Origin of the sequence: Desulfopila inferna, from assembly GCF_016919005.1 — a bacterium.
GTDB classification, from domain to species: domain Bacteria; phylum Desulfobacterota; class Desulfobulbia; order Desulfobulbales; family Desulfocapsaceae; genus Desulfopila_A; species Desulfopila_A inferna.
In genome coordinates this window covers 204,363-223,050 of record NZ_JAFFQE010000007.1, presented here as the reverse complement: position 1 = coordinate 223,050, position 18,688 = coordinate 204,363, and the positions used below count along the sequence as shown (strand labels likewise).

The 18,688-nt window shown below is 54.2% G+C and carries 27 protein-coding genes; 1 reads left to right on the top strand and 26 read right to left on the bottom strand.

Translation table 11 applies throughout. The annotated features are described in order from the left end of the window. Positions 1-12 precede the first annotated feature (12 nt). From JWG88_RS17040 to JWG88_RS16915, 26 genes are all read right to left on the bottom strand, one after another. Positions 13-933 carry a Mu-like prophage major head subunit gpT family protein gene (locus JWG88_RS17040; protein ID WP_205235006.1) on the bottom strand — a complete coding sequence of 307 codons (921 nt, stop codon included), beginning with the start codon at positions 931-933 and terminating at the stop codon, positions 13-15. Between the two features lie 48 nt (positions 934-981). Further along, positions 982-1,386: a hypothetical protein gene (locus JWG88_RS17035; protein ID WP_205235005.1), complete on the bottom strand. Its 405-nt coding sequence runs from the start codon at positions 1,384-1,386 to the stop codon at positions 982-984. 63 nt (positions 1,387-1,449) lie between these two features. Beyond that, on the bottom strand, positions 1,450-2,454 hold the full coding sequence (locus tag JWG88_RS17030; protein WP_205235004.1) for a phage protease: 1,005 nt from the start codon (positions 2,452-2,454) through the stop codon (positions 1,450-1,452). Beyond that, positions 2,455-3,012 carry a phage virion morphogenesis protein gene (locus JWG88_RS17025; protein WP_205235003.1) on the bottom strand — a complete coding sequence of 186 codons (558 nt, stop codon included), beginning with the start codon at positions 3,010-3,012 and terminating at the stop codon, positions 2,455-2,457. A gap of 104 nt (positions 3,013-3,116) precedes the next feature. Beyond that, positions 3,117-3,356 carry a hypothetical protein gene (locus tag JWG88_RS17020; protein WP_205235002.1) on the bottom strand — a complete coding sequence of 80 codons (240 nt, stop codon included), beginning with the start codon at positions 3,354-3,356 and terminating at the stop codon, positions 3,117-3,119. Between the two features lie 48 nt (positions 3,357-3,404). Beyond that, the gene (locus tag JWG88_RS17015; protein ID WP_205235001.1) at positions 3,405-3,863 is read right to left on the bottom strand and encodes a phage head morphogenesis protein; all 459 of its coding nucleotides are present in this window, start codon (positions 3,861-3,863) and stop codon (positions 3,405-3,407) included. A gap of 19 nt (positions 3,864-3,882) precedes the next feature. Continuing rightward, entirely contained in the window at positions 3,883-5,436 is a 1,554-nt protein-coding gene (locus tag JWG88_RS17010) for a DUF935 domain-containing protein (RefSeq protein ID WP_205235000.1), read from the bottom strand. Further along, a complete protein-coding gene (locus JWG88_RS17005) occupies positions 5,436-7,049 on the bottom strand; it encodes a hypothetical protein (protein WP_205234999.1) in 1,614 nt (537 codons plus the stop codon). Before JWG88_RS17005 ends, JWG88_RS17010 begins: the two co-directional genes overlap by 1 nt. Next, on the bottom strand, positions 7,050-7,613 hold the full coding sequence (locus JWG88_RS17000) for a DUF3486 family protein (protein WP_205234998.1): 564 nt from the start codon (positions 7,611-7,613) through the stop codon (positions 7,050-7,052). It lies immediately after the preceding gene. 3 nt (positions 7,614-7,616) lie between these two features. Further along, complete coding sequence (locus JWG88_RS16995; protein ID WP_205234997.1) at positions 7,617-7,916, bottom strand: VpaChn25_0724 family phage protein; 300 nt, start codon at positions 7,914-7,916, stop codon at positions 7,617-7,619. Beyond that, positions 7,916-8,308 (bottom strand): DUF2730 family protein, encoded by a 393-nt coding sequence (locus JWG88_RS16990; protein ID WP_205234996.1) that lies wholly within the window; start codon positions 8,306-8,308, stop codon positions 7,916-7,918. The genes JWG88_RS16995 and JWG88_RS16990 overlap by 1 nt, the downstream gene beginning before the upstream one ends. Further along, positions 8,305-8,526 carry a TraR/DksA family transcriptional regulator gene (locus tag JWG88_RS22215; protein WP_205234995.1) on the bottom strand — a complete coding sequence of 74 codons (222 nt, stop codon included), beginning with the start codon at positions 8,524-8,526 and terminating at the stop codon, positions 8,305-8,307. The genes JWG88_RS16990 and JWG88_RS22215 overlap by 4 nt, the downstream gene beginning before the upstream one ends. Before the next feature lies 1 nt (position 8,527). Next, a complete protein-coding gene (locus JWG88_RS16980; protein WP_205234994.1) occupies positions 8,528-8,692 on the bottom strand; it encodes a hypothetical protein in 165 nt (54 codons plus the stop codon). Then, positions 8,689-9,204: a transglycosylase SLT domain-containing protein gene (locus JWG88_RS16975; protein ID WP_205234993.1), complete on the bottom strand. Its 516-nt coding sequence runs from the start codon at positions 9,202-9,204 to the stop codon at positions 8,689-8,691. The genes JWG88_RS16980 and JWG88_RS16975 overlap by 4 nt, the downstream gene beginning before the upstream one ends. Before the next feature lie 212 nt (positions 9,205-9,416). After that, entirely contained in the window at positions 9,417-9,770 is a 354-nt protein-coding gene (locus JWG88_RS16970; RefSeq protein WP_205234992.1) for a Mor transcription activator family protein, read from the bottom strand. Then, positions 9,757-10,173 carry a regulatory protein GemA gene (locus tag JWG88_RS16965; protein WP_205234991.1) on the bottom strand — a complete coding sequence of 139 codons (417 nt, stop codon included), beginning with the start codon at positions 10,171-10,173 and terminating at the stop codon, positions 9,757-9,759. The genes JWG88_RS16970 and JWG88_RS16965 overlap by 14 nt, the downstream gene beginning before the upstream one ends. A gap of 1 nt (position 10,174) precedes the next feature. Beyond that, the gene (locus JWG88_RS16960) at positions 10,175-10,726 is read right to left on the bottom strand and encodes an HI_1489 N-terminal domain-containing protein (protein WP_205234990.1); all 552 of its coding nucleotides are present in this window, start codon (positions 10,724-10,726) and stop codon (positions 10,175-10,177) included. Then, entirely contained in the window at positions 10,723-10,893 is a 171-nt protein-coding gene (locus JWG88_RS16955; RefSeq protein WP_205234989.1) for a hypothetical protein, read from the bottom strand. The genes JWG88_RS16960 and JWG88_RS16955 overlap by 4 nt, the downstream gene beginning before the upstream one ends. A gap of 107 nt (positions 10,894-11,000) precedes the next feature. Continuing rightward, positions 11,001-11,270 carry a hypothetical protein gene (locus tag JWG88_RS16950; RefSeq protein WP_205234988.1) on the bottom strand — a complete coding sequence of 90 codons (270 nt, stop codon included), beginning with the start codon at positions 11,268-11,270 and terminating at the stop codon, positions 11,001-11,003. Further along, entirely contained in the window at positions 11,271-11,633 is a 363-nt protein-coding gene (locus tag JWG88_RS16945) for a hypothetical protein (RefSeq protein ID WP_205234987.1), read from the bottom strand. 33 nt (positions 11,634-11,666) lie between these two features. After that, the gene (locus JWG88_RS16940; protein ID WP_205234986.1) at positions 11,667-12,455 is read right to left on the bottom strand and encodes a DUF3164 family protein; all 789 of its coding nucleotides are present in this window, start codon (positions 12,453-12,455) and stop codon (positions 11,667-11,669) included. Then, positions 12,452-13,024: a hypothetical protein gene (locus JWG88_RS16935; protein ID WP_205234985.1), complete on the bottom strand. Its 573-nt coding sequence runs from the start codon at positions 13,022-13,024 to the stop codon at positions 12,452-12,454. The genes JWG88_RS16940 and JWG88_RS16935 overlap by 4 nt, the downstream gene beginning before the upstream one ends. Positions 13,025-13,028: 4 nt before the next feature. Continuing rightward, entirely contained in the window at positions 13,029-13,748 is a 720-nt protein-coding gene (locus JWG88_RS16930; protein WP_205234984.1) for an AAA family ATPase, read from the bottom strand. Between the two features lie 31 nt (positions 13,749-13,779). Beyond that, positions 13,780-15,999, bottom strand: a complete 2,220-nt coding sequence (locus JWG88_RS16925; protein WP_205234983.1) for a Mu transposase C-terminal domain-containing protein — start codon at positions 15,997-15,999, stop codon at positions 13,780-13,782. Between the two features lie 3 nt (positions 16,000-16,002). Continuing rightward, positions 16,003-16,881: a hypothetical protein gene (locus JWG88_RS16920; protein ID WP_205234982.1), complete on the bottom strand. Its 879-nt coding sequence runs from the start codon at positions 16,879-16,881 to the stop codon at positions 16,003-16,005. Between the two features lie 258 nt (positions 16,882-17,139). Further along, positions 17,140-17,559 (bottom strand): hypothetical protein, encoded by a 420-nt coding sequence (locus JWG88_RS16915; protein ID WP_205234981.1) that lies wholly within the window; start codon positions 17,557-17,559, stop codon positions 17,140-17,142. 326 nt (positions 17,560-17,885) lie between these two features. Here JWG88_RS16915 and JWG88_RS16910 point away from each other — a divergent pair, with 326 nt between their 5' ends. After that, on the top strand, positions 17,886-18,671 hold the full coding sequence (locus JWG88_RS16910) for an XRE family transcriptional regulator (protein ID WP_205234980.1): 786 nt from the start codon (positions 17,886-17,888) through the stop codon (positions 18,669-18,671). Positions 18,672-18,688: the final 17 nt, after the last annotated feature.

Below are 18,688 nucleotides of genomic sequence, written 5' to 3'. Positions count from 1 at the left end.
GATGATGGCCTGTTATCCCTGGCCGGTGGAGCCGTAGCAGAGCTGCCAGAAACCATAGCCGCCAGCGGCCCTTGCCTCTGCCCCGAAGAGAAACTTCTTCCGCTTAAAGACATCGTCCGCCTGCGGATCGGTCATAGAGACAAAGACCGGCTTCTTGCGCTCCTGATAGATAAACGGCTTGACCGGCTTGGAGGTATCGAGCAGGAACCAGGCGGTATCGGAGGTTATGTCGCTGTTCACCACGACCTCGCAGGCTCCTTTATACAGGTTCGGCTTACCGTCCTCGAGGCGATCGGTGGTCATAAGCGTTTTGGCGACATCCTCCAGGGCGGGTCCGACCATCAGTACATTGGGATTGACCTTGAGGGAGCGTCCCTCATCATCCTTGAACTTGCGCATGGCGGTCCTGGCCGCGCCGAACGATGCCATGGCCGCTGCCTGGGTGGCAATGGAGAGAGCGACCACTCCCTTGTTGGAGACACTTATCTCCCCACCGTTACCGTCACCAACCGGATGATCGGTATCGCAGAAGAACTGGCCGTCATAGCAGAGATTGGTGAAAGCACCGTTTACCACTTCACCGATGATCTCATCCGGCAGCATCTTGGAAGACTCACCGGCCGCCTGGGCCTGCGGTGCATAGATGCCGAGGCGGTCATCCTCGATATGGTTGCGGTCGACCTCGACAGTGGCCTCCCAGTCCTCGTTGACAATGGTGTACTTAAAGGCCTTCAGCTTGGCGATGAACTTCTCGCCGATCCAACGCCGCATCTTGGGAAACTTGGCCAGCCAGGCATAATCCTCCTCACCCGTGGTGGAAGGAACGTGCATGGCAATCTTTTGGTACATCGGCTCCGCTGAGGCAAAGGCCTTGTTGAACAAGGTATTGAGCCCAATGAAAGCCGCCGCGATGGTCGATTTATTTACAAGCATTTTCTAGCTCCTTTCTTGAATAGAAAAATTAAAGAGTCTACTGATCAATCAGCTGATTTCGACAAGCACGCCACGGCTGGAAACAGCCAAACACTTTCCGGCGACGATATTGTTCACGCCTCCGGAGCTGGAGACCGTCTCATCGTCTTCCACATACACATCCGTCTGCAGATGGGCGATGGTGACCGGGTTGCCGGAAGAGTTCTTCAGCCAGAAGGATTTTTTCCTCCGGGTCAGCACATTCTTGGCGCCATTTGCCCCAGCCGTGTTATCTACCTGCTCTTCCGATATGCCCACCACCTTCAGCCCGGCCGCATCGGCAGCGGGCAGGGCATAACCGGCAGCGTTCACAGCGGTCAAGCCGCCGCCGAATATTTTCGTACTTGCGGCAACACCGGATGAGAGCAGCTCGCTGTCCTGATGGCCTGTCATTCTGTCTTCTGTTAAAGGCATTTCATCTCTCCTTCATTGATATTAAAAAACTGCTTCGCTCAAATGTCTGGCAGAGACCGGCCTCTACTTCAAGCCGCCGTACTGCTTCAGATCCTCTTCACTCACATCCATCAGCTTGGCCACCTTGAGCACATCGCCGGTCAGCTCGGCCGTGGTTTGCTCCTGACCGCTCTCCGGCAGTTTATCCACGGGGATGACAACCGGCGCCTTGGCCACGAAGGTCTTGAAGCCTTCCAGGTCCTTGGCGGCATACTGCTTTGCCCAGTCCTTCTGATCCGGAGTGATCTTGCCCGCGCCGATTGCCTTGGCAATAACCTCATCGGCGTCTCTTTCAACCAGCTGCCTCTGCAGGGCCGCAAACTCCTCACGGCTCACCGCGCCCCTGCCGGTCTGCTTCAGGGCATGAATGGAGGCGACTACGGTGGAAACCGAGTCATCCTCTTTCAGATCGAGCGCCGAGAGCACATCGCCCGGCAGCTTGGCAACCACTTCGCCATCCTTTTCTAAAAGCTCTTTGACCTTGGCGACCACCTGTGCCTCTGTAGCGTCTTCATTCAGCTTGAGAGAGGCGATCAATAACTTGAGAAGGTCCATATCGTTCTCCTTGTGTTCTGCCCCAAGCTTGGCCAGGAGCGGTTTCAAATGATTGGTCTTGGGCGCATTGGTCAGCGCCACACTATGAACGGCGCAGAGCCGTCCGTCTGTTTTCCGTACAAAAAAGACCGGCGAAAAATAGCGGTATTCGCTTTTAGCTAGATATCCGGCCGCCTCCTCGGTCCAGTCCACTTTCGCTTCAATCCCCACGCCTTCGAGGTAGCGCCACTCCTTACACCAGCCCGCAGCCGGTGCCTTGGTATCCGCCAGTGTCTGATGCTCATAATCAAAGACGACTTCCAGGCCGCGCCTATCGATCCGCGCCTTCACCAGATTCCAGGAGTTCTGGTCGACGATAAATTTGCCTTCGCCTTCAACTTCGCTTTCGCCCTCGGGAAAAATCAGGTACCACTCAGGCAGGTTGCCACCGGTAGCTGACGACATGGCAGCAACAATCGTGTAGATCTTTTTCATTTACGCCTCTCCTGTAATCAAATATCCAGCCAGCGCTCCCTCGATCTCCAGCAGATCCCGGCGCTGCAGCAGCATGAACCGGCGTGCCGGAATATCGCCCCAGGGCAGTCTCATTTTCCGGGTATGCGCTCTCACAAAGACAACTCCGCTGGCCGTCTTCCTGCGGCCGCTCTTCATATTGCGGCCCTTGTACTTGCGACGGTGGGCCGGAACTTTGGCGACCACCGTGCCGAAAGAAAATTTCTTCGCCCCGAAGTTATGGACGGCGGCATAAACAACGTTGGTGCCGATGATCACGCTCTCGCTACCCACGGATGCGGCAATCGAGTTCTGCAGCCTGCCGGTCTTTCTCAGGGTCTGGCCGCGCTTACCCTCCACCCGTTTGGACGGTGTCCATTTCTCCGGCCTGCCACCTTCACGGAAATTCCTTCGTACCGACTCTCTGCCGATGGCGCCGATGGTTTTCAGGGCCTGGCGCTTGCTGCTCGAACGGGCAACGATATTGCCTAAAACCGTGTCCAGCTCGCTATCGTCTATTTTGATCCCTGTCTCAATCATCTGATACCGTTTAAACCATCTTTAAAATCGCCTGTATTAAACGCTGACCCTCGTGTGCCTCTGTGCGGAGGCAGACACTCCTCTTTTTCGCAGCACAGGGCCATTTACGGCTTTTTCTCTTCCAGCAGCGGATCCAGCTCCGCCTCGACCAACGCCGCCAGCTCGGCCGGGTAGGATTTGATGCGCTCCCGGATATATTCTTCCGTCTTCTGCCAGTACATCTTTGCGGGGTTATAATCGAAGCCTGCTTCCGGAATCATGTTGGCCGTCTCCAATTTATTCCCAGTCTGCCGGTCCACAACTTCCAGCATCCTGTCGGTGGGATCATCCGATTCCACCTTCAAGCCGCGCTGCTCAACCTGGCTCCCGGTCACGCCGGAGACCGAACAGCGTCAGTTGTAACCGTTGAGTGGATACCAGGTATTCCAAACCGGATGATCGGCGGGCCAGACGCGGCCATCCATGGCCAGGTGCGTCTTTCTGGTGCCGGTATCGTTAATGGCGTCATACATCCAGTAGGGCATCACGTCCTTTTCCTGCTGGAGCTGCTCATAGCGCCCGACGTTGTAGGCGGTTTGAATATTGGTCTGAAAGATATTGTTCACCCGCCAGGCCCGCTTGCCCACCCAGCCGCGCCGCTCGAAGATATCGGCGGCATCCTCTTTGAACTGCTCGAAGCTTATGCCCTCATCCACTGCCCGTTGCAGTGCGGCAAAGACCGTGTTCAGCTCATCTCCTTTGGCAATGCCGGAGACGGCAAAGGCCCGCTGCCTGGCTTCATCCGCCAGTGCCGCATATTCTGAGGCGGACATCTGCACCTTGTCCCGCCAGAAGGCCTGCGCTCCTCGCATCGGCAATGCAAAGGATTGCTCAATCACCATTGCTCACTGCCATTCTGCCGAAGAGGTTGCCGTTTACCATGGCCGTCTCCACACTGTCCTGCAGGGTGGCCACGTCCATGTCCGGATACAGGGCAAGCACGTTCTCGAAGGCCTCTTCATAGCTGTTCGCCCGCTGCACCGCCTCAAGGATCGCGGCTTCGTTGCCTGAAAGATCGGCGGCACCGGCAAGCTCCTCCGCATGGTTGTCGAGCACCTGTTGCCGTCTGTCCGGGGCTGGCTTGTCAGCGGCGACAATCTTGGCGCTATAGGGACTCTCCAAACTTTTTGAGGCGGTGATGATCTCCTCGCCTTTCTCCGGTTCCGGGATGCTGAACTCCTTGCGCAGCCAGGGCAGGCTCATGGGTACCGATCGATCCATCAGCTCACCGATCCATTCCGCCTTTTCCTTGAGGTTCTCACCTTCATCGAACTTCGATAGATATTTGGGCAGCGGAGTATCCCAGCCGAAGTTGAAGCCGACCAGGGGCCGGATCACCTGAGAGCGGATCGTCGATGCCAGCGCCCGGCCATCGGCTGTTAAAAGATCGAGCCGAACCTCGTTATGCGTTTTCGAGGCGGCATAGGAGCCTTTGTCTCCCACCTGGGCGGAAAGGGTCTGGCCAAGGACCGCCTTGGAAATTTCAGCATTACAGAAATCGGCCAGCAGTTTCCACAGATCACCCCTGGCGGACTTCACCGTTTCCACAAACTCGATCTCGGTTGACTTGGAGATGATCCCGGCGGCATCGCTACCCAGGGAGGAGATGGCATTGATCAGCGCATCCTTGTCTTCCTTGCCCGCGCCCTGGTCATATTTGCCGATGCGCAGCGGCATGCCGAACAGTTCACAGAAGATTACCCAATCCTTGATGGCGTAGTTTTTAAAGAGCACCATCCAGGAGGCCACCCGGTAGATTCCCGATCTGGCCGGGTGGCCGGACTTGCCGCCATATTGATGCATGGTCGCTTTCCAGGCAGGGATTTCCACACCCATGGCGTCGGTGTCCGTGACCAGGCGGGGATATTTTCTGAGCAGCCCGGCATCGTCGTTAAAGCGGAAACGCTTCTGCTCGACAAATTCCATCTGCTGGATAACGGCCTGGCCTTCACTTGCGTCCCAATGGTTCTCCAGGCAGGCAAAGCCCTTGCCTACGGCATCCTGCAGGGAGATCAGGCACTCTCCATAATCGGCAATGTCCTGCAGGCTCTGCTCGACAAACTCGGCCACCTTCGCGTCCCGGCCGTCATCGCTGGCCGGTTCAATGGTAAAATCGACATCAAGAATCACGTTCTTGCGCTTATCCCGTTCGCAGAGAAGATGGCCGTCGCGTTCCTCCAGTTGATCAAACAGCTCCGCCTGGGCACGCAGATCACCGGCATCGGCGGCTTTAAAAACAGCAGCAAGCCGCTCCGGAGTAAGACCGTAGGTTACATACTCCCGAAAGGAGTCAAGGATAGGGGCAACCGCAAGAGCAGCCCTTTCCGGCTTCTTGTTTTTGGAGATATCTATCTCGCGGTTGAATTGATCGTAGAGCTTTACCATTACCACATCCCTTTCTTTTCAAATCTTCGTTTGGATACCGATTCGTATCTCGGCTTCCCGCCACCCTTGTTCAAGGCTGCATATTCCGCAAGCGCCAGCCCGATGGCAAAGTCCCCATGACGCACCAGATCAGGATCCTGCAGGTCTTTGCGCTCGATCTTTCCAACCATGGGAATGCCGTCGATTTCTTCCACGGTTCGCAGATCCTGCTCATGGGAGGCATCCTTGATCAGGTCATAGTTGCCGTCCTCGAAGCGTGTAATCATCTTCGGCATCCAGGCGCCGTACCAGGTTCGCGACAAGGCCACCTGATGGATGATATTATGGCCGAACTTATCGGCCGTATATTCCGCCATCTGCTGACCGGGACCGGTCGCATCAAGGGCGGCTCCGCGAAACTTCGGCAACCCCTTAATAATCGCCCAGAGAATTTGCTCCTGTTGGCGGTTCGGCACGTTGTTCAGCTCCACGGCAAAGGGCTCCTTGCGGTCGAGATTCTGTTGGATAGCCAGCGGCACCAGGACGGAAAAATGTCTGTGTCTGGCGAAGTCCATACCGAGAACATGTTCCCGCTGCAAATCGAGGCTCTCCAGCAGCGGCATCACAAACTTGAGGATATATTTTTCTCCCCAGGCCATGCGCTCACCTTCGGGCTTACGCACGAAATCATCATCTAAATGCAATCTCAGAATCTTCCGCTCTTCTGCCATGGCCCGTTCGATCCAGACACCGGGAATACAGACGCCGCCGGAGTCCCTGGGAATGACGTCCAACTCCTCACGCATGGCCGCTTTTCTCGGCCCGTAGGCGGAGCGGATCCGTTTATACCATTTCTCTTTTTCTGCCGGTGTCGGCGTCCAGCCCTTCATCATGCAGACTCGCTCATACAGGCCGTTTTCCACCGCCTGATCGAAGGTGACGGTGAAGACCACGGCATCGTTGTTTTCTCCGTACCTGCCTGCTTCAATATCCTTGATGAGCTGATTAAAAGGATTGTTCTTGCCGTTATGCGAGGAGATGATGACAATCTCACCTCCCCAGATCAGTAAGGCAGTGGCGGCATCGAGCACGCCCTGGACATCGGCATGGAATGCCGCCTCATCGATTCGCACCTTGCCCTGCAACCCTCGAATATTGGCAGGGCGGCTGGACAGTGCTACGATCTGATAGCCGGAGGAGAAGCGGATGCGATAGGCGTTGATATGCCGAGAGTTGCCTTTTTCGTCTTGGTCTTCAAACAGAAACTCTTCGATCCCGGAGACGCCTTGCCCCTGAGCCTCGGCAATCACTCTGGCAAACTTGGCGCAGTAGCCGATAAACTCCAGCCCCTTATCTTTCGTATCGCCGATATAATAGACGTTATCCCCGCCTGCGCTTCGCCTGCTGCCTGCGGTTATGGTGTCGTCAAGCGCCTGGCAGAAGGTAATGCCGGTCCGCCTTCCTTTCGGGCACACCTTGAGTGCGGCCTTGATTGCCAGCCATTGCGACTGATGCCGCATGAGCACGCCTTCCGCCAGGGGATCAAACTCGTCGGGAATGTCCCTGGCCTGGGCAGGCAGTTCATCCCATTCGAGCACCCTGAGAGTGCTTTTCAGTGGAGCAAGGGCGCTCATCTACGCGACCCCCAGTACTTTACGGCGCCAGAAGTCCGCCTGATCGGCATCCATGCCTTGGGCGCGAGCCTCATCCTCAACCGCCTCGGCCGCTTTCTCAAGGGCCTGCTTGCGGATCTCCGCTTCGCGTTTGACATTGAGCGTCGCCGATGCCTCAAGCCGCTGTGCCGCCAGGGAGAGCGCCTTGAGATTGGAGATCACATCCGGGACCGTATCCTCATTGAGCTCAGCATCCTGGAGTTTGAGGGAGAGTTCAAAAGCTAAGGTTCTGAGCACTTCGTTGACCAGGTTCCCGACCTGCCCCTGGGGAGCAGCGCCGAGCTTGCCGATCCACATTTTGGCAACTTCTCTCGACTGCTGCAGTTTTTCACCGGCCTTCCGCATAGACAAGTCGTAGCGGTTGACTGACGATTTGGACAGCCTGTCCTCATGACCTTCCGCTTCAAGGATCTCGTTGATCCGGGCAGTGGCCTCCAGCTGGGTGACCCGCGGATCACGAAGCAGCTCCTGGAGCTGCTCTAAAATATCGCCCGGCAATTTATCGATGGTAGAGGGCTTAGCCATGGCTTATAGCTCCGGTTCCGGTCGTTTTACGCCGGGGATCACCACGGCGCCGGTGGCCACGTCAAGCCCCCTGGCTGTCAGCTTAGCGACCATGACGCCCGCCGGAGCGGAAGCGGAAATCAATCCCTGCTCGGCCAGCCAGCTCAGTTCGGTGCGAAGTTTATCCATGCTGACGGTATGGCCCAGCGAGCGCAGCGCCGAGCGCAACACGTGCTCATTATGGCTGTAGTCGGCATCCTCGGCCAGCACCCGCACAACCACCAGCCGCATATCTTCTTGAACAAGCTTGGCAAAATTCCCCATTAATCCGTCCTCAAATGATGTTGGTTGAGCAGATCCACCGCCCGGTTGATGCCACTCAGTCGGCCGTCGAGCGTGCCGAGTTTTTCGGTCAGAGTGCCGATTTTTCCGGAGAGCTCCGTAAGCTCCTGACGGCTCGGCAGATGATGAACATCCTTTTCCAAATCGGTGATGCGCTGCAGACGCTTATCACAGTCTCCGTCTTTTTTTTTCTTGGCATCATTGATAGTCTTGATGGATACCGCATGCCCGCTCACCATCTCCTCCAGTGCGCTAAACCGCTTCTCCGTTGTTTTTTTACGCCGGTCCCACCAGACATAGACGCCGATAGCGATAGTACCTGCAAGCTGAGCGGCATCGAACCAGAAGCGCCAGGCTGTATAGTCTTCAATCACAATCCACCTTTCAGTCTTTCGTACAGTGTTGCACACTCCACACACCGCAGGCATCCTGGGACCGCGATCCGGCGTGCCTGCGGAATCTTCTCATCACAGTCAACGCAGATCGTCCGGGCGGTCCCCGTCCCCTGGGATGCGGCCCTCTTGTGTATGGCGAGAGCCTGTTCGCGGAAAACCGCGTCAAGCTCCTGTGCTCGGTCGAACTGATCTGCCATGTTACTTTCCCGCTTTTGCGATACCGGCGCGCAGGCCTATAAAACCAAAGGCCTCCACCAGACGCTGCACGCCTGCAGGCGTATTGCCGTTGACAATCTCGAATACGCCGAGCAGCGCCATGCCGAGTGCGGCTATATAGGTTTTCTTGTTTGGGAGGAAGTTCATGCGGATTCTCCTTCTGATATTAGTTGCTTGTGATACGCTTCCACCCTGGAAACGTAGGTAATAGTTTCTCTCGCGTGTCGGCCGGTCACTTGTGGCAGGCAAGTGGCAATCGATGTCCATCTGTCGGTGGCAAGACCATCCTGGTCAGCGAGGTGTTGCGCCTTCAGGATACGTCCTGCTCCTGCGTTATAGCTCCCCAACATGAAGCGGATACGTTCGACGCCGGTCTCCTTTTTCCAGATATCGAAACAGTATCTGGCAAAAGCAACACCCATGTGGATGTTGAGATGGGGAGTGAGAGGAGAGTGCATTATGCCCAGTTTCCCGGCCATCCATTTCGAGGTGCCGGGGATCAACTGCATGACGCCTACGGCTCCGGCAGGGGAGACTGCCTCCGGATCAAGCCCGGATTCCGCCAGCGCCATGGCTTTCATCCATTGCCAGGAGAGTGCTCCGTCGAATGACTTAGCGGTATAGTCCTGGAAATAATGATCGTAGTAGTTGTTCTGCATCCGTATCCCTCGTTGCAACCTTCAGCAACCGGGACAGGCACAATGCCCATCCCGGCGTAGAGAAAAAAGATCACTTGCTGCGAGGGTAGATATAGAATTTTTGCTGATGGATTGTTACCCGAAGCATTTCGGTATTTAAGGTAAAAAGAGGAAAGGGCCTGGAGAGTCCAGGCCCTTATGAGAAGGTTTGATAATTTCCTTCAAAAGAGGTTTCAAAAAAGCTTTATCTGTTTGTTCTTCAACTGCTCCTGGCTGGGCGGCTCGGCCAGGATGTTCTCTATTTGGCGGGTGGATAATTTATATTTGATAGCCAGCTGCTTCACCTTGGCACCCTGGTCATACTCGGTCCTGATGGCGTCATTGCGAATCCGCATGGTGATGTCCCGCAGATTATGGATATACATCGGTACACCCGGAAAAAGCTGGCCCAGCAGGATAGCGACGCGCACACCGTTGCCCTCCCACACATCCTCTACCGAGGAGGCGATCAGCGCCAGATCGCCGGGCAATTGGGAGATCTCGGGCAAATACTCTTCCGGTATCTCAATCATCTTACTCTTCGACATCCGCATCCTCCCTCTTTCCCCACTTTTTCAGGCTCTCGATCAACCGATCGCAATCTTCACCATCGCACCACTTAAGATTTGCCACACCGGTCATTCGTTTGACATATGCCTGTAATGCCCAGTCGGATTTGTTGCGCACCACTCCCGCCTGTCCCAGGGTAATCCACAATGCCACTATTTTGCGTTTCTGCGGATCATCGTACTTCGGGCTGGAGGTGCTCTTCTTCCTCTTCACCTTCCACCCCAGCCTACGAAAATGCGCATACAGATCGGCCAGCTGCCGCCGGTTCAACAGCGTCGAGGACTGTAAGCCATACCGGTCACTGATAAGCTGATGCTTGTCGAGATTCAGCTCCTTGCAGGCTATATTGATTTTAGCGTAGTCGGCTTTGGTTGGTGCCATTTCAATCCATCCCCTTAACGATGCCTGAAACATTGTTTAAATCGACACTGACCTCGCCTCTTTTCATCCGCTCGTCATACTCCCGCCGTGCTTTTTCCATAGGGTCAAGCATGGGATCCGCGTTCCCCTTCGGCCGGTTCAGTATAGTGGTTTTCTTTTTCTCCGTCCCATAATCGGCCTGTTCAGCCAGATCCCAGGCGATCTTGGCCAGATATATATGACTGGCCATCGACAGGCGCAGGCTGCCGCGCTGCTCGACCATCTGCTCCATGGCCTTTCCCCACAATGAAGGTGGGCAGGTGCGGTCAATCTTACCCTGCACATGGACATAACCGGCGGCAACGAGCTGCTCGATCTCCAGGGCCAGCCGCAATGCCTTCTTCCAGGTGAGCGCCTGCTTGCCGGGCCGGAAAAGCGACAGATAACCAAGCGTCGCCTTCGGCAATGGGGCGGGCAACCGGCTAATAACCAGCAGTGTCTCCCGGCACAATTCATCATTCGACCATGTCTCGGCACTGGCGACCGCGCCACAGCCTGGGCAAATCAATTTCATATATTTCTCCATCGGCACCAGGTACCGTCAGCCTTGCACCATTGACCGCGATTCCTGCGGCACCATTCAACAGAGGTAAAATCAACGGCAGCATAGGCCTTGCAGCCAGGCAAGGTGTCCCGAGGATCCTGCATTTTCTTCGGTTTAATTTCCGTGATGTTATTCATCTGTCTTCCGTCTTATTTCTGATTTCTGACCTGGCTGGCATCGTCAGGCACCGGGTACCTCCCGGCACGACCAGGATCATAAGAGACCCTGGTTTCGCCTTGGTCGCTTAATGGGTAGGATTCTCCTTCTGCCAATCCTTCGTCTTCTCAGACTTCCGGAGTTCGTCAATAAAGCGCTCTGCCTCGGTACCCTCTATCTCGTGCCATTCCTCCAGATACTCCTGAAAGGCTTCATAGTTATTCTCGAGGAAGGTCGCGAATTCGAGGAAGATCGGGACCTGCTTCAAAGTTCCCTTATCACCAACTATATGCTCCCGGAATGCCTCCAGTTGCTGCCAGATAAACCCGGCCATAATTTCAAAGTCTGTTGTTTTCATCTATACCTCCGCCAATCCTGGGCATTGCACCAGCATTTTCCGCTGCAGATATACTCCGATCCGCTGTGCCAGTAACTCGGACGCCATTTTGACAAACGTCAGCTCATTATCGGTGGGAGCCTCGCCGCTGCCGATCTTGGCAAGCATGGTGTTCACCCGTTCGCACTGGTCCAGCGCGTCGTGGCGATATCCTGAAACCAGGGCATCTATCCCGTTCTCGCTGTTTTCTGTAAATCGGAGCATCTGCTTTTTTACTTTGCGGACCTTCTCGCTCGCATCGCCCTGGCCCGCCAGTGCCAGATCCAGCTGCACTTCGTTAAGATCCGCCAGCATGTTTTTAGTTATCTGCTGCATATCGTTCATAGCCTCTCTCCCTTACTCTTCATTTTTGTCTATTCAGGCCCCGGAGAAATCAAGACTGATCTGATTATAGTTACCCTCGTCATCCCGCTCATAGATGCGGTAGTAAGTACATGAACCGACCACCGTCACCGCATCGCCGATCGCGTCCATGGCCTTTTTCCAGGTTGGATGCTCGATATTTAAAGAGCGCAGGGAGAGAATGCGCTTGGCATTGATCCGGCCTTTTTTGTCCACCTGGAAAGCGCTCTCGACCAGGGTCCGCAGTTCGGGACCGGCATCCTTGCTCCACTCCCGCAGACAATCATCCACCAGCTCTTTCGCGGCCTGCAGCCTCTCGTCAAAATCGAGCCGCTCGCTTACCGCCCGCAGAACCTTATACCGTCCGTCATAGGAGGTGAGCGATAGGTTGCCGCGAGCTCCTCCCAGATCCACCTCGTATTTTTCGGCGGACAGTTCCAAAAAAGCCTGCATGTCGCCAGCCAGCTTCTGTTTGAATTTTTCGAGGATCCCGCTTACCTCTGCAGCCTGGGCGACAACCTCTCGAACGAACTCGTCGCGGGCCAGATCTATCTCCTTAATGCTTTCAAGCGGTACCAGATGCCCGACTCCATTCAGCATATAGCCGTCCGGCACTTCCTTTGTATTCATGATTTTCCCTCCATAGACTTCCATTATCTTTTGTGCAATTCCGGCAGTATCGCCGGGATAGCTACCGGCCACCGTCTGAGAGATGGTGGCCGGACTGTAACCGAGTTTGTTGGCGACTTTTGCCTGGCTGCCTTCTGCAAGTATCGCCTTGCGCAGCAGATCGCGCCAATTCATCGTTCATCCTCCATGTTTGCTATAAAATTACGTACCTTGCTCAGCTCATTGTCGATGGTATCAAGAGCCGAGATAACGCCCTGCTTTTGCTTCAGGCGCAGGGTACGGAGCTTGGCCGCTTTATCCGTATCCACCGGCATGTCAACAAGATCGTTTTTGATAAGGCGCCAGGAGTGGGGATGGTTCTTATTTGCCGGAGTATTACGCTGCGCGATCTTGCGCTTGACCAGCATCGCCAGCCACTGTTTGGCGTATTCATGGGATACTCCGGCAAACTCCTGCAGATCGGCAATGGTGACGATCCTGCGCATTCGCAGTGCCCGCCACATAACCTCACGCTTATCCGGTTCTCTTGCCTCCGCACTGAAGGTGTAAACGCCTTGACGTACCCGGACTGCCTTGCCGCTTTTCACCAGATCAGAGAGAGTATTGAGCATGCGCTTATGATCCTTGCGCGTCTGCAGATGCAGCGCACAGGAAAGATCGGTTACGGTAACATCTCCGTCTCGGACCAGGGCTTCTTTCCTCAGTGTATCGAGCACCGTTTTGGCAAATGATTGATGAGCCATGATACTACCCTCTCAAGCTCTGTTTGATGGCAGCCTTAACCATTTCCATATCCGGTACCGGCCGGGCCTTTGCATTCATGATATTGACCAGGGAGATAAGATCCCTCTTGATCACCCTGAAACAGCCGCCTGCTTCACGATGTAGGGTCTCGGCCACATCTGCGGGCAGATCGATACCGGCCGCATCCCTGGCAAACATCACCACATCGCCAAGACCGAGAGGCTCGAATTCAAGCTGTTGAAAAGTGCGGTTCCATATCCTGGTAACCTGCCGCATATGATGCTGCAGCTCATCTTCGCCGATCAGCACGAAGGGAGCGGCGGACAAATCGGAGAGATCTCTTACCAGCTCAAGATGCAGCCGGGGCAGTTTTTCAATTTCCTCGACGAACACAGGACGTCCACCCTGGGTATTCAAGGCATCCATTACAGCCAGAAAGGCAGGGTCCTTGCGATGAGGAATCTTTTTCACTCCCAGCTCCCTGCACAGTGCCTGCAGAAAACCAAGCTCGGTATGCCGCCAGATCGACAGGCAGCGCACAAAGGCGCAACGCTTGTTCGCCGCATACCACTGTGCCGTCCTGGTCTTGCCGCGCCCGGCCGGTCCGATAACCGCAGCCAGCCTGCCTTCACCGGCCGAGAGCATCAGGGCATCGATCATGGCCTGAAAGTTGCGGACATTCTTTACATTGACAAACTTCGGTAAAACTCGTATTTCTTTCATTACACCTCCAAGTCAATTTGCATTAAGGGGTTCATCCGGCGGCCGCCTCATCGGTCGCCGGATTTTTTTGTCTATAGATCACCGCGAGCGCCGCCCGCTGGCTTTCCCAGTAATCACGGTCCCGCTCAAACTCCGGCATCTGCTCATACACCCGCATGAAACGCCGCCATTCGCTGGTAAGCGTATCTCCTCGCATCTCTATTTCCAGCAGCTTGCCGTAGCGGTCGAACTCGTTCATTTCCTCCAGGTCGGCATGGAGCTGTGCCTCTTCCAGTTCACGCTGAAAAAGTTGGGCCTCGTCCGCCTCTTCAAAGGCCTTTTGCCTTTCGGCTTCGCTGAGTCTGGCCGGTTTGGCGGGCAGTCGCTTGATGTTGTTTCCCTTGCCGCCGTTCAGTCTGGGAGGTTCGCTGGGCCCATCGATACGAAAACCGGTATCCTCGATCATGCGCCGCGCCTCCGGGATCACGACCTCATCGGCCATGGCCCTGGCATGAGAAACGGTCTGTTTTCTCAGGCTGCCTATCATCTCCAGCTGATTTTCCAGTAGGGCTATATCGGTCTGGTCGCCGAGGATACGCGCTGCGGGATGCACTTTATCCACTCTGGATGCCTCGCAGATAAACTCGTCGGTTCGTTGATCGTAGACCAGGACGGAGTCCCGTTCCTGCATATCGAAACGCACAGAAACCTTATGGCTCCGGCCGTACAGCGCCGGGTGGTAATACCATTCGCCTTTATCAAAAACTTTGACGCCGCGCCCGTAGATCTTGCGTGATTCCTTCTTCATCATCAATATGCGTAGGGCCTGCTCGTCGACTCCGGGTCCTCTTCCTGCTTCAAATAATGTCTGGGGCGCTTGCCCGGCCAGGTGGCTGTTTGTTCCTTGTTTGCGGGAGGCATACAGGTCAAACCACACCGCTATGGCTCGGTGGCTGTCTACCAGGGAGGGCACATGCCCCTGGGTGATCGTCTTGTTGATGCGCCGATGCAGCTTCTCGCCTCGATTCATATGGGCAGGCTTGGTGTCAATTGCCGTGCCGATAAATGATGGGGACAGCCTCTCAAGCTCACCGAATGTCTTGAAGAAGCGCTCAATTGTCTTTGATTGGCCGTGGTACGGTTTGGCAACGATAAGCTGGATGCCAAGACGTTCATACAGGCCCGGCAGCTCGGTCTGCTCAAAGTCCGTGCCGGTAAAATACTTACCCTTGAAAGCCCGGCCGTTATCGAGATAGACGATCTTGGGCACCTTGCCCAGGCGGATGATTGAGCGACGCAGAGCAGCCGAAATAGAATCTGTATTTTCTGTGGGCATGATCTCCCAGCCCAGGGGCATGCTGCTTTTCATGTCGAAAAACAGCACCAGCATCATCCGCTGATCCTTGCCGGTCCAGGGATTGAGCACACGGAAGTTGAGCACATGACCGTCGGCAACAAGAACGTCGCCCACTTCGATACGCTCATAATCGCGCTCGGTCCAGAACAGGCACTTGTCGTTCAAGCCCTTGTCGCCTTCACGCCACCAGATCCACTCGTCATAGTTCACGGCAATCCAGTCGTTGAGAAAACGGCGGTAAGTGGCATCCGACAGGGTTTCAAGGCCTTTCTGCTTCATGATATCCATAGCGATGCGGATGATTTCGCTCTTCGGTCGGCTCTTGCCTTTGGGCTGGCGAACAATAGCCAGGATGATCTGAGCCTGCAGGGGAGTGATGCTCCGTTGACCTCTTTTCTTGCCGCGCCTGTCCGCGAGCTGAAGAGTGTTGCCGTCTGTCTTTTTCAGCTTGGTTTTCCAGCCCTCAATGGTCTTCCAGCTCAGGGCGCCCAGCTCTTTATACAGATCAGGGTAGGCGGCGCCGCTGTTGTAGCCGACCATGAAGCTTTCGCGGGCCTGGTCCTTCTTACCCCAGGCTGCTGTTGCCATGGCCTTCATATAGAGCTTGACCAGCGCCGCCTTATAATTTGCCTTGCGGCCCTGAGCGGCGCCGATGGTGGTTTCAGTGGTGGCGGGAAGGTTGCCGGAACCGTTGACCGGCACCAGGGTATCAATTTCTTCCTTATCGAGGATTGCCTGGCGGACCGCATCGGGCAGCAGGTAGGCGCGATACATCTTGATTGAACCGCCACGAACCGTTTCCCAATAAAATGACCAGCTTTCACGATCGGCCCTGCGGGCGATACCGTTTGCGGTGGTGGGTAATACCGGCAGCTCCAGGGCTGCCAGCTCTTTTGATGAATATGCTGATTTCATGAGTTACCCCCGCAGATGCATATCGTCCTGCAGGAGGTCCTTGAAGGCGGCTTCCATCTCTTTGATGGTCTCATAGGCACCGCTATGCTTCTGCCATCCCCCGTTTTCGCTGCGCCGCTTGATGCTCATACTGGCGCGGTCCATGCGGAACAGGGAAAAGCCCGCGCGTTCCAGCTTATTCATATCATCGCCGCCGCCATGAAAAACAGGATCGTCGATAAACTCGCCGTCCTCGGCCAGATCGGCGCGAAGCTGGTCCAGGCACTTCACGATTTCACCCCGTGACGTGAATTTATAGTTGGAGCCTCGCTCCTTGATTATCTGCCAGGAAAACTTTTCGAAGGCTTCGGAGAACTCGGGACTGGATGCTTGAATAACTTTTTCCTGAGCTGTGCGGACTGTCTTTTGTATTTTCTCGCCGAGATACTCTTTGACAACCTTCTTCACATGAGTTGCTGTCATTCTGCCGTTTGGTGCGCTTTCAATCGCGGCACGACAAACGCTGACCTGCTGCTCCGGTCGCAGTTTGGTGAGGGGCCGAATCTGGGACTCGTTTACAAAAAAGCTGGAGAGATCTACATCGTCATTTTGTCCGCAATTGCGGACGTTTTCGATGACGTCCGCAGCATTGATTAACTCATAAGCTCTTGATTTTGCTATATCGAACAGCTCTTTGCAGTATCTCTCAAACGTCATCGCTTTCTTGCGATAAAGCTTTCTGTCCCGGATCTCCGCCAAAGCCCTGCCAACCTGTATGAAGGTTTTGAAATTTTCAACAACCACATTTTCAAGCTGCTCCAATCTCTTCTCTTCTTGTACCGATAGCTCTTTAACCGGTACTTCATTCTGCCGGACTGCAATCTCAACCATTTTTCTGCTCATCTCGACTCTCCGTATCTCGCTTACTATGCTTTATATCTGAGGTAGGTCTTAATATCTTCCTCCTCATATCTTCGGGCAGGTCCAGATATTTCACCGGACACCCCTCATTCACAAGAAACCGCAAGACCTTTCTGAGGTTTTCACGGCCTGCCAGTGTATTGGATATGCCGGTATGAGTGCTGTAGCCCAATCGCTTCTGAATTTTGGCAACGCTGAGCCCCTGGCGACGCATCCATATGTCTATTTCAAGCCTGTCCCTCATAGCTCATCCTCAAGCTGTTTCATCTGCTTGCGCAGCTCCTTGGCCTGGTGGTATTTCCTCGCCCACTTCAACATGGATATATCCGCACCCTCGATAATCTCACCGCCAAGCAGACTCACAATGGCAGCCAGGGGAGTTGATGTCTGTAAAACCGCACAAAAGAAAACCACTCCCTTGATGCTCGGCTGGCGGCTGTCATCCTCTATGTTGAGCCATTTCTCGAATGTTTCCCTGCTCAGTCCGCCCCGGCCGTTCAGCCGTGTGCCGTATCTGGCGGCCAGTTCATTCATCATATCCACCACCTGTTCACGCGATTTGCCCGATTCCTTGACGGCTTGGTTCATCGCTCCCTTGATATCGCGCATCACGGTCGAAAGACTTGTCTGGTTGAATAGATCGAGCTGTCTGGGTGCCACGTTGTATCCTGTCCGTCAGATTTAGTTTTCTTGTCCGAAGTGTTTTGAATATCGGACATTGCCAAAAAGATGCAGCACGTGTAATATTGCGCACATACCAACTAACTACTGTTAGTGTATGGTGCTCAAGATAGCACTATTTTTAGCGTATATCAACGTTAAAAATGGCGCACAGCTTTAATTTTATTTCTTTCGATGATGGAAACGCAATAAAAAGCGCAACAATAACCGTTTAAATAACGTTCGTGCGCTATTTTTGTTGCACAGCTTTACGCACTGCTTTTAGACAAGAAAGCTGTGCGCTTAACTTTGCATAGAAATGAACTATGAACCTTGGTGATAGGCTAAAAATAGTGAGAGGTGATATCTCTCAAAAGGAGTTTGGGGAGAAATTTAATATCACACCTAATACTCTTCGCCGCTATGAGACAGGAGTTAATCCACCAACAACTGATTTCATTCTTGATGTATGTGAAAAATATAAAATTAATCCAATATGGCTTTTATTAGGAGAAGGCCCAAAACACCTGGAACCAGACGATATCAGCGATGCCCTCAAGATAGCCAAAAAAGCCGCACCCCCCTCATCCTCTACAGGAACTTGCCAAATCGTTGCAGACATACCTCGTCGAAGAGCGACAGACATCCAACCGTCCCAAACTCAGATTCCCCAATGGGAGAATCCAGACCCGGAGATGTTCTACTATGTTCCAATGGCAAAGGCTAAACTCTCTGCCGGTGGCGGAATGTTTGTATTAACAGAAGATATTTCAGACTATTACGCTTTCAGAAAGAACTGGCTCAACAGAGTAGCTTCTTCGCCAGACAGTGTTGTACTCATGACTGTCCAGGGCCGATCAATGGAGCCGACGATCAGAGATAAAGACACAGTAATGATAGATACCGGCAGAACGGAGATCATAGAAGGCCAGATCTACGCCCTACGCCTGGATGAAACAATAATGTTAAAGCGGCTAACACTCCGCCCAGGCGGAGTAGTCAACGTGATATCAGATAATAAAGAAGAATTTGATTCCTACCAGGCAAACAGAAACGAAATATACGTAATAGGCCAGATCATCTTCTTCTGCCGCGACCTGGTGGCATATTAGAAGAGCTATATTTCCTC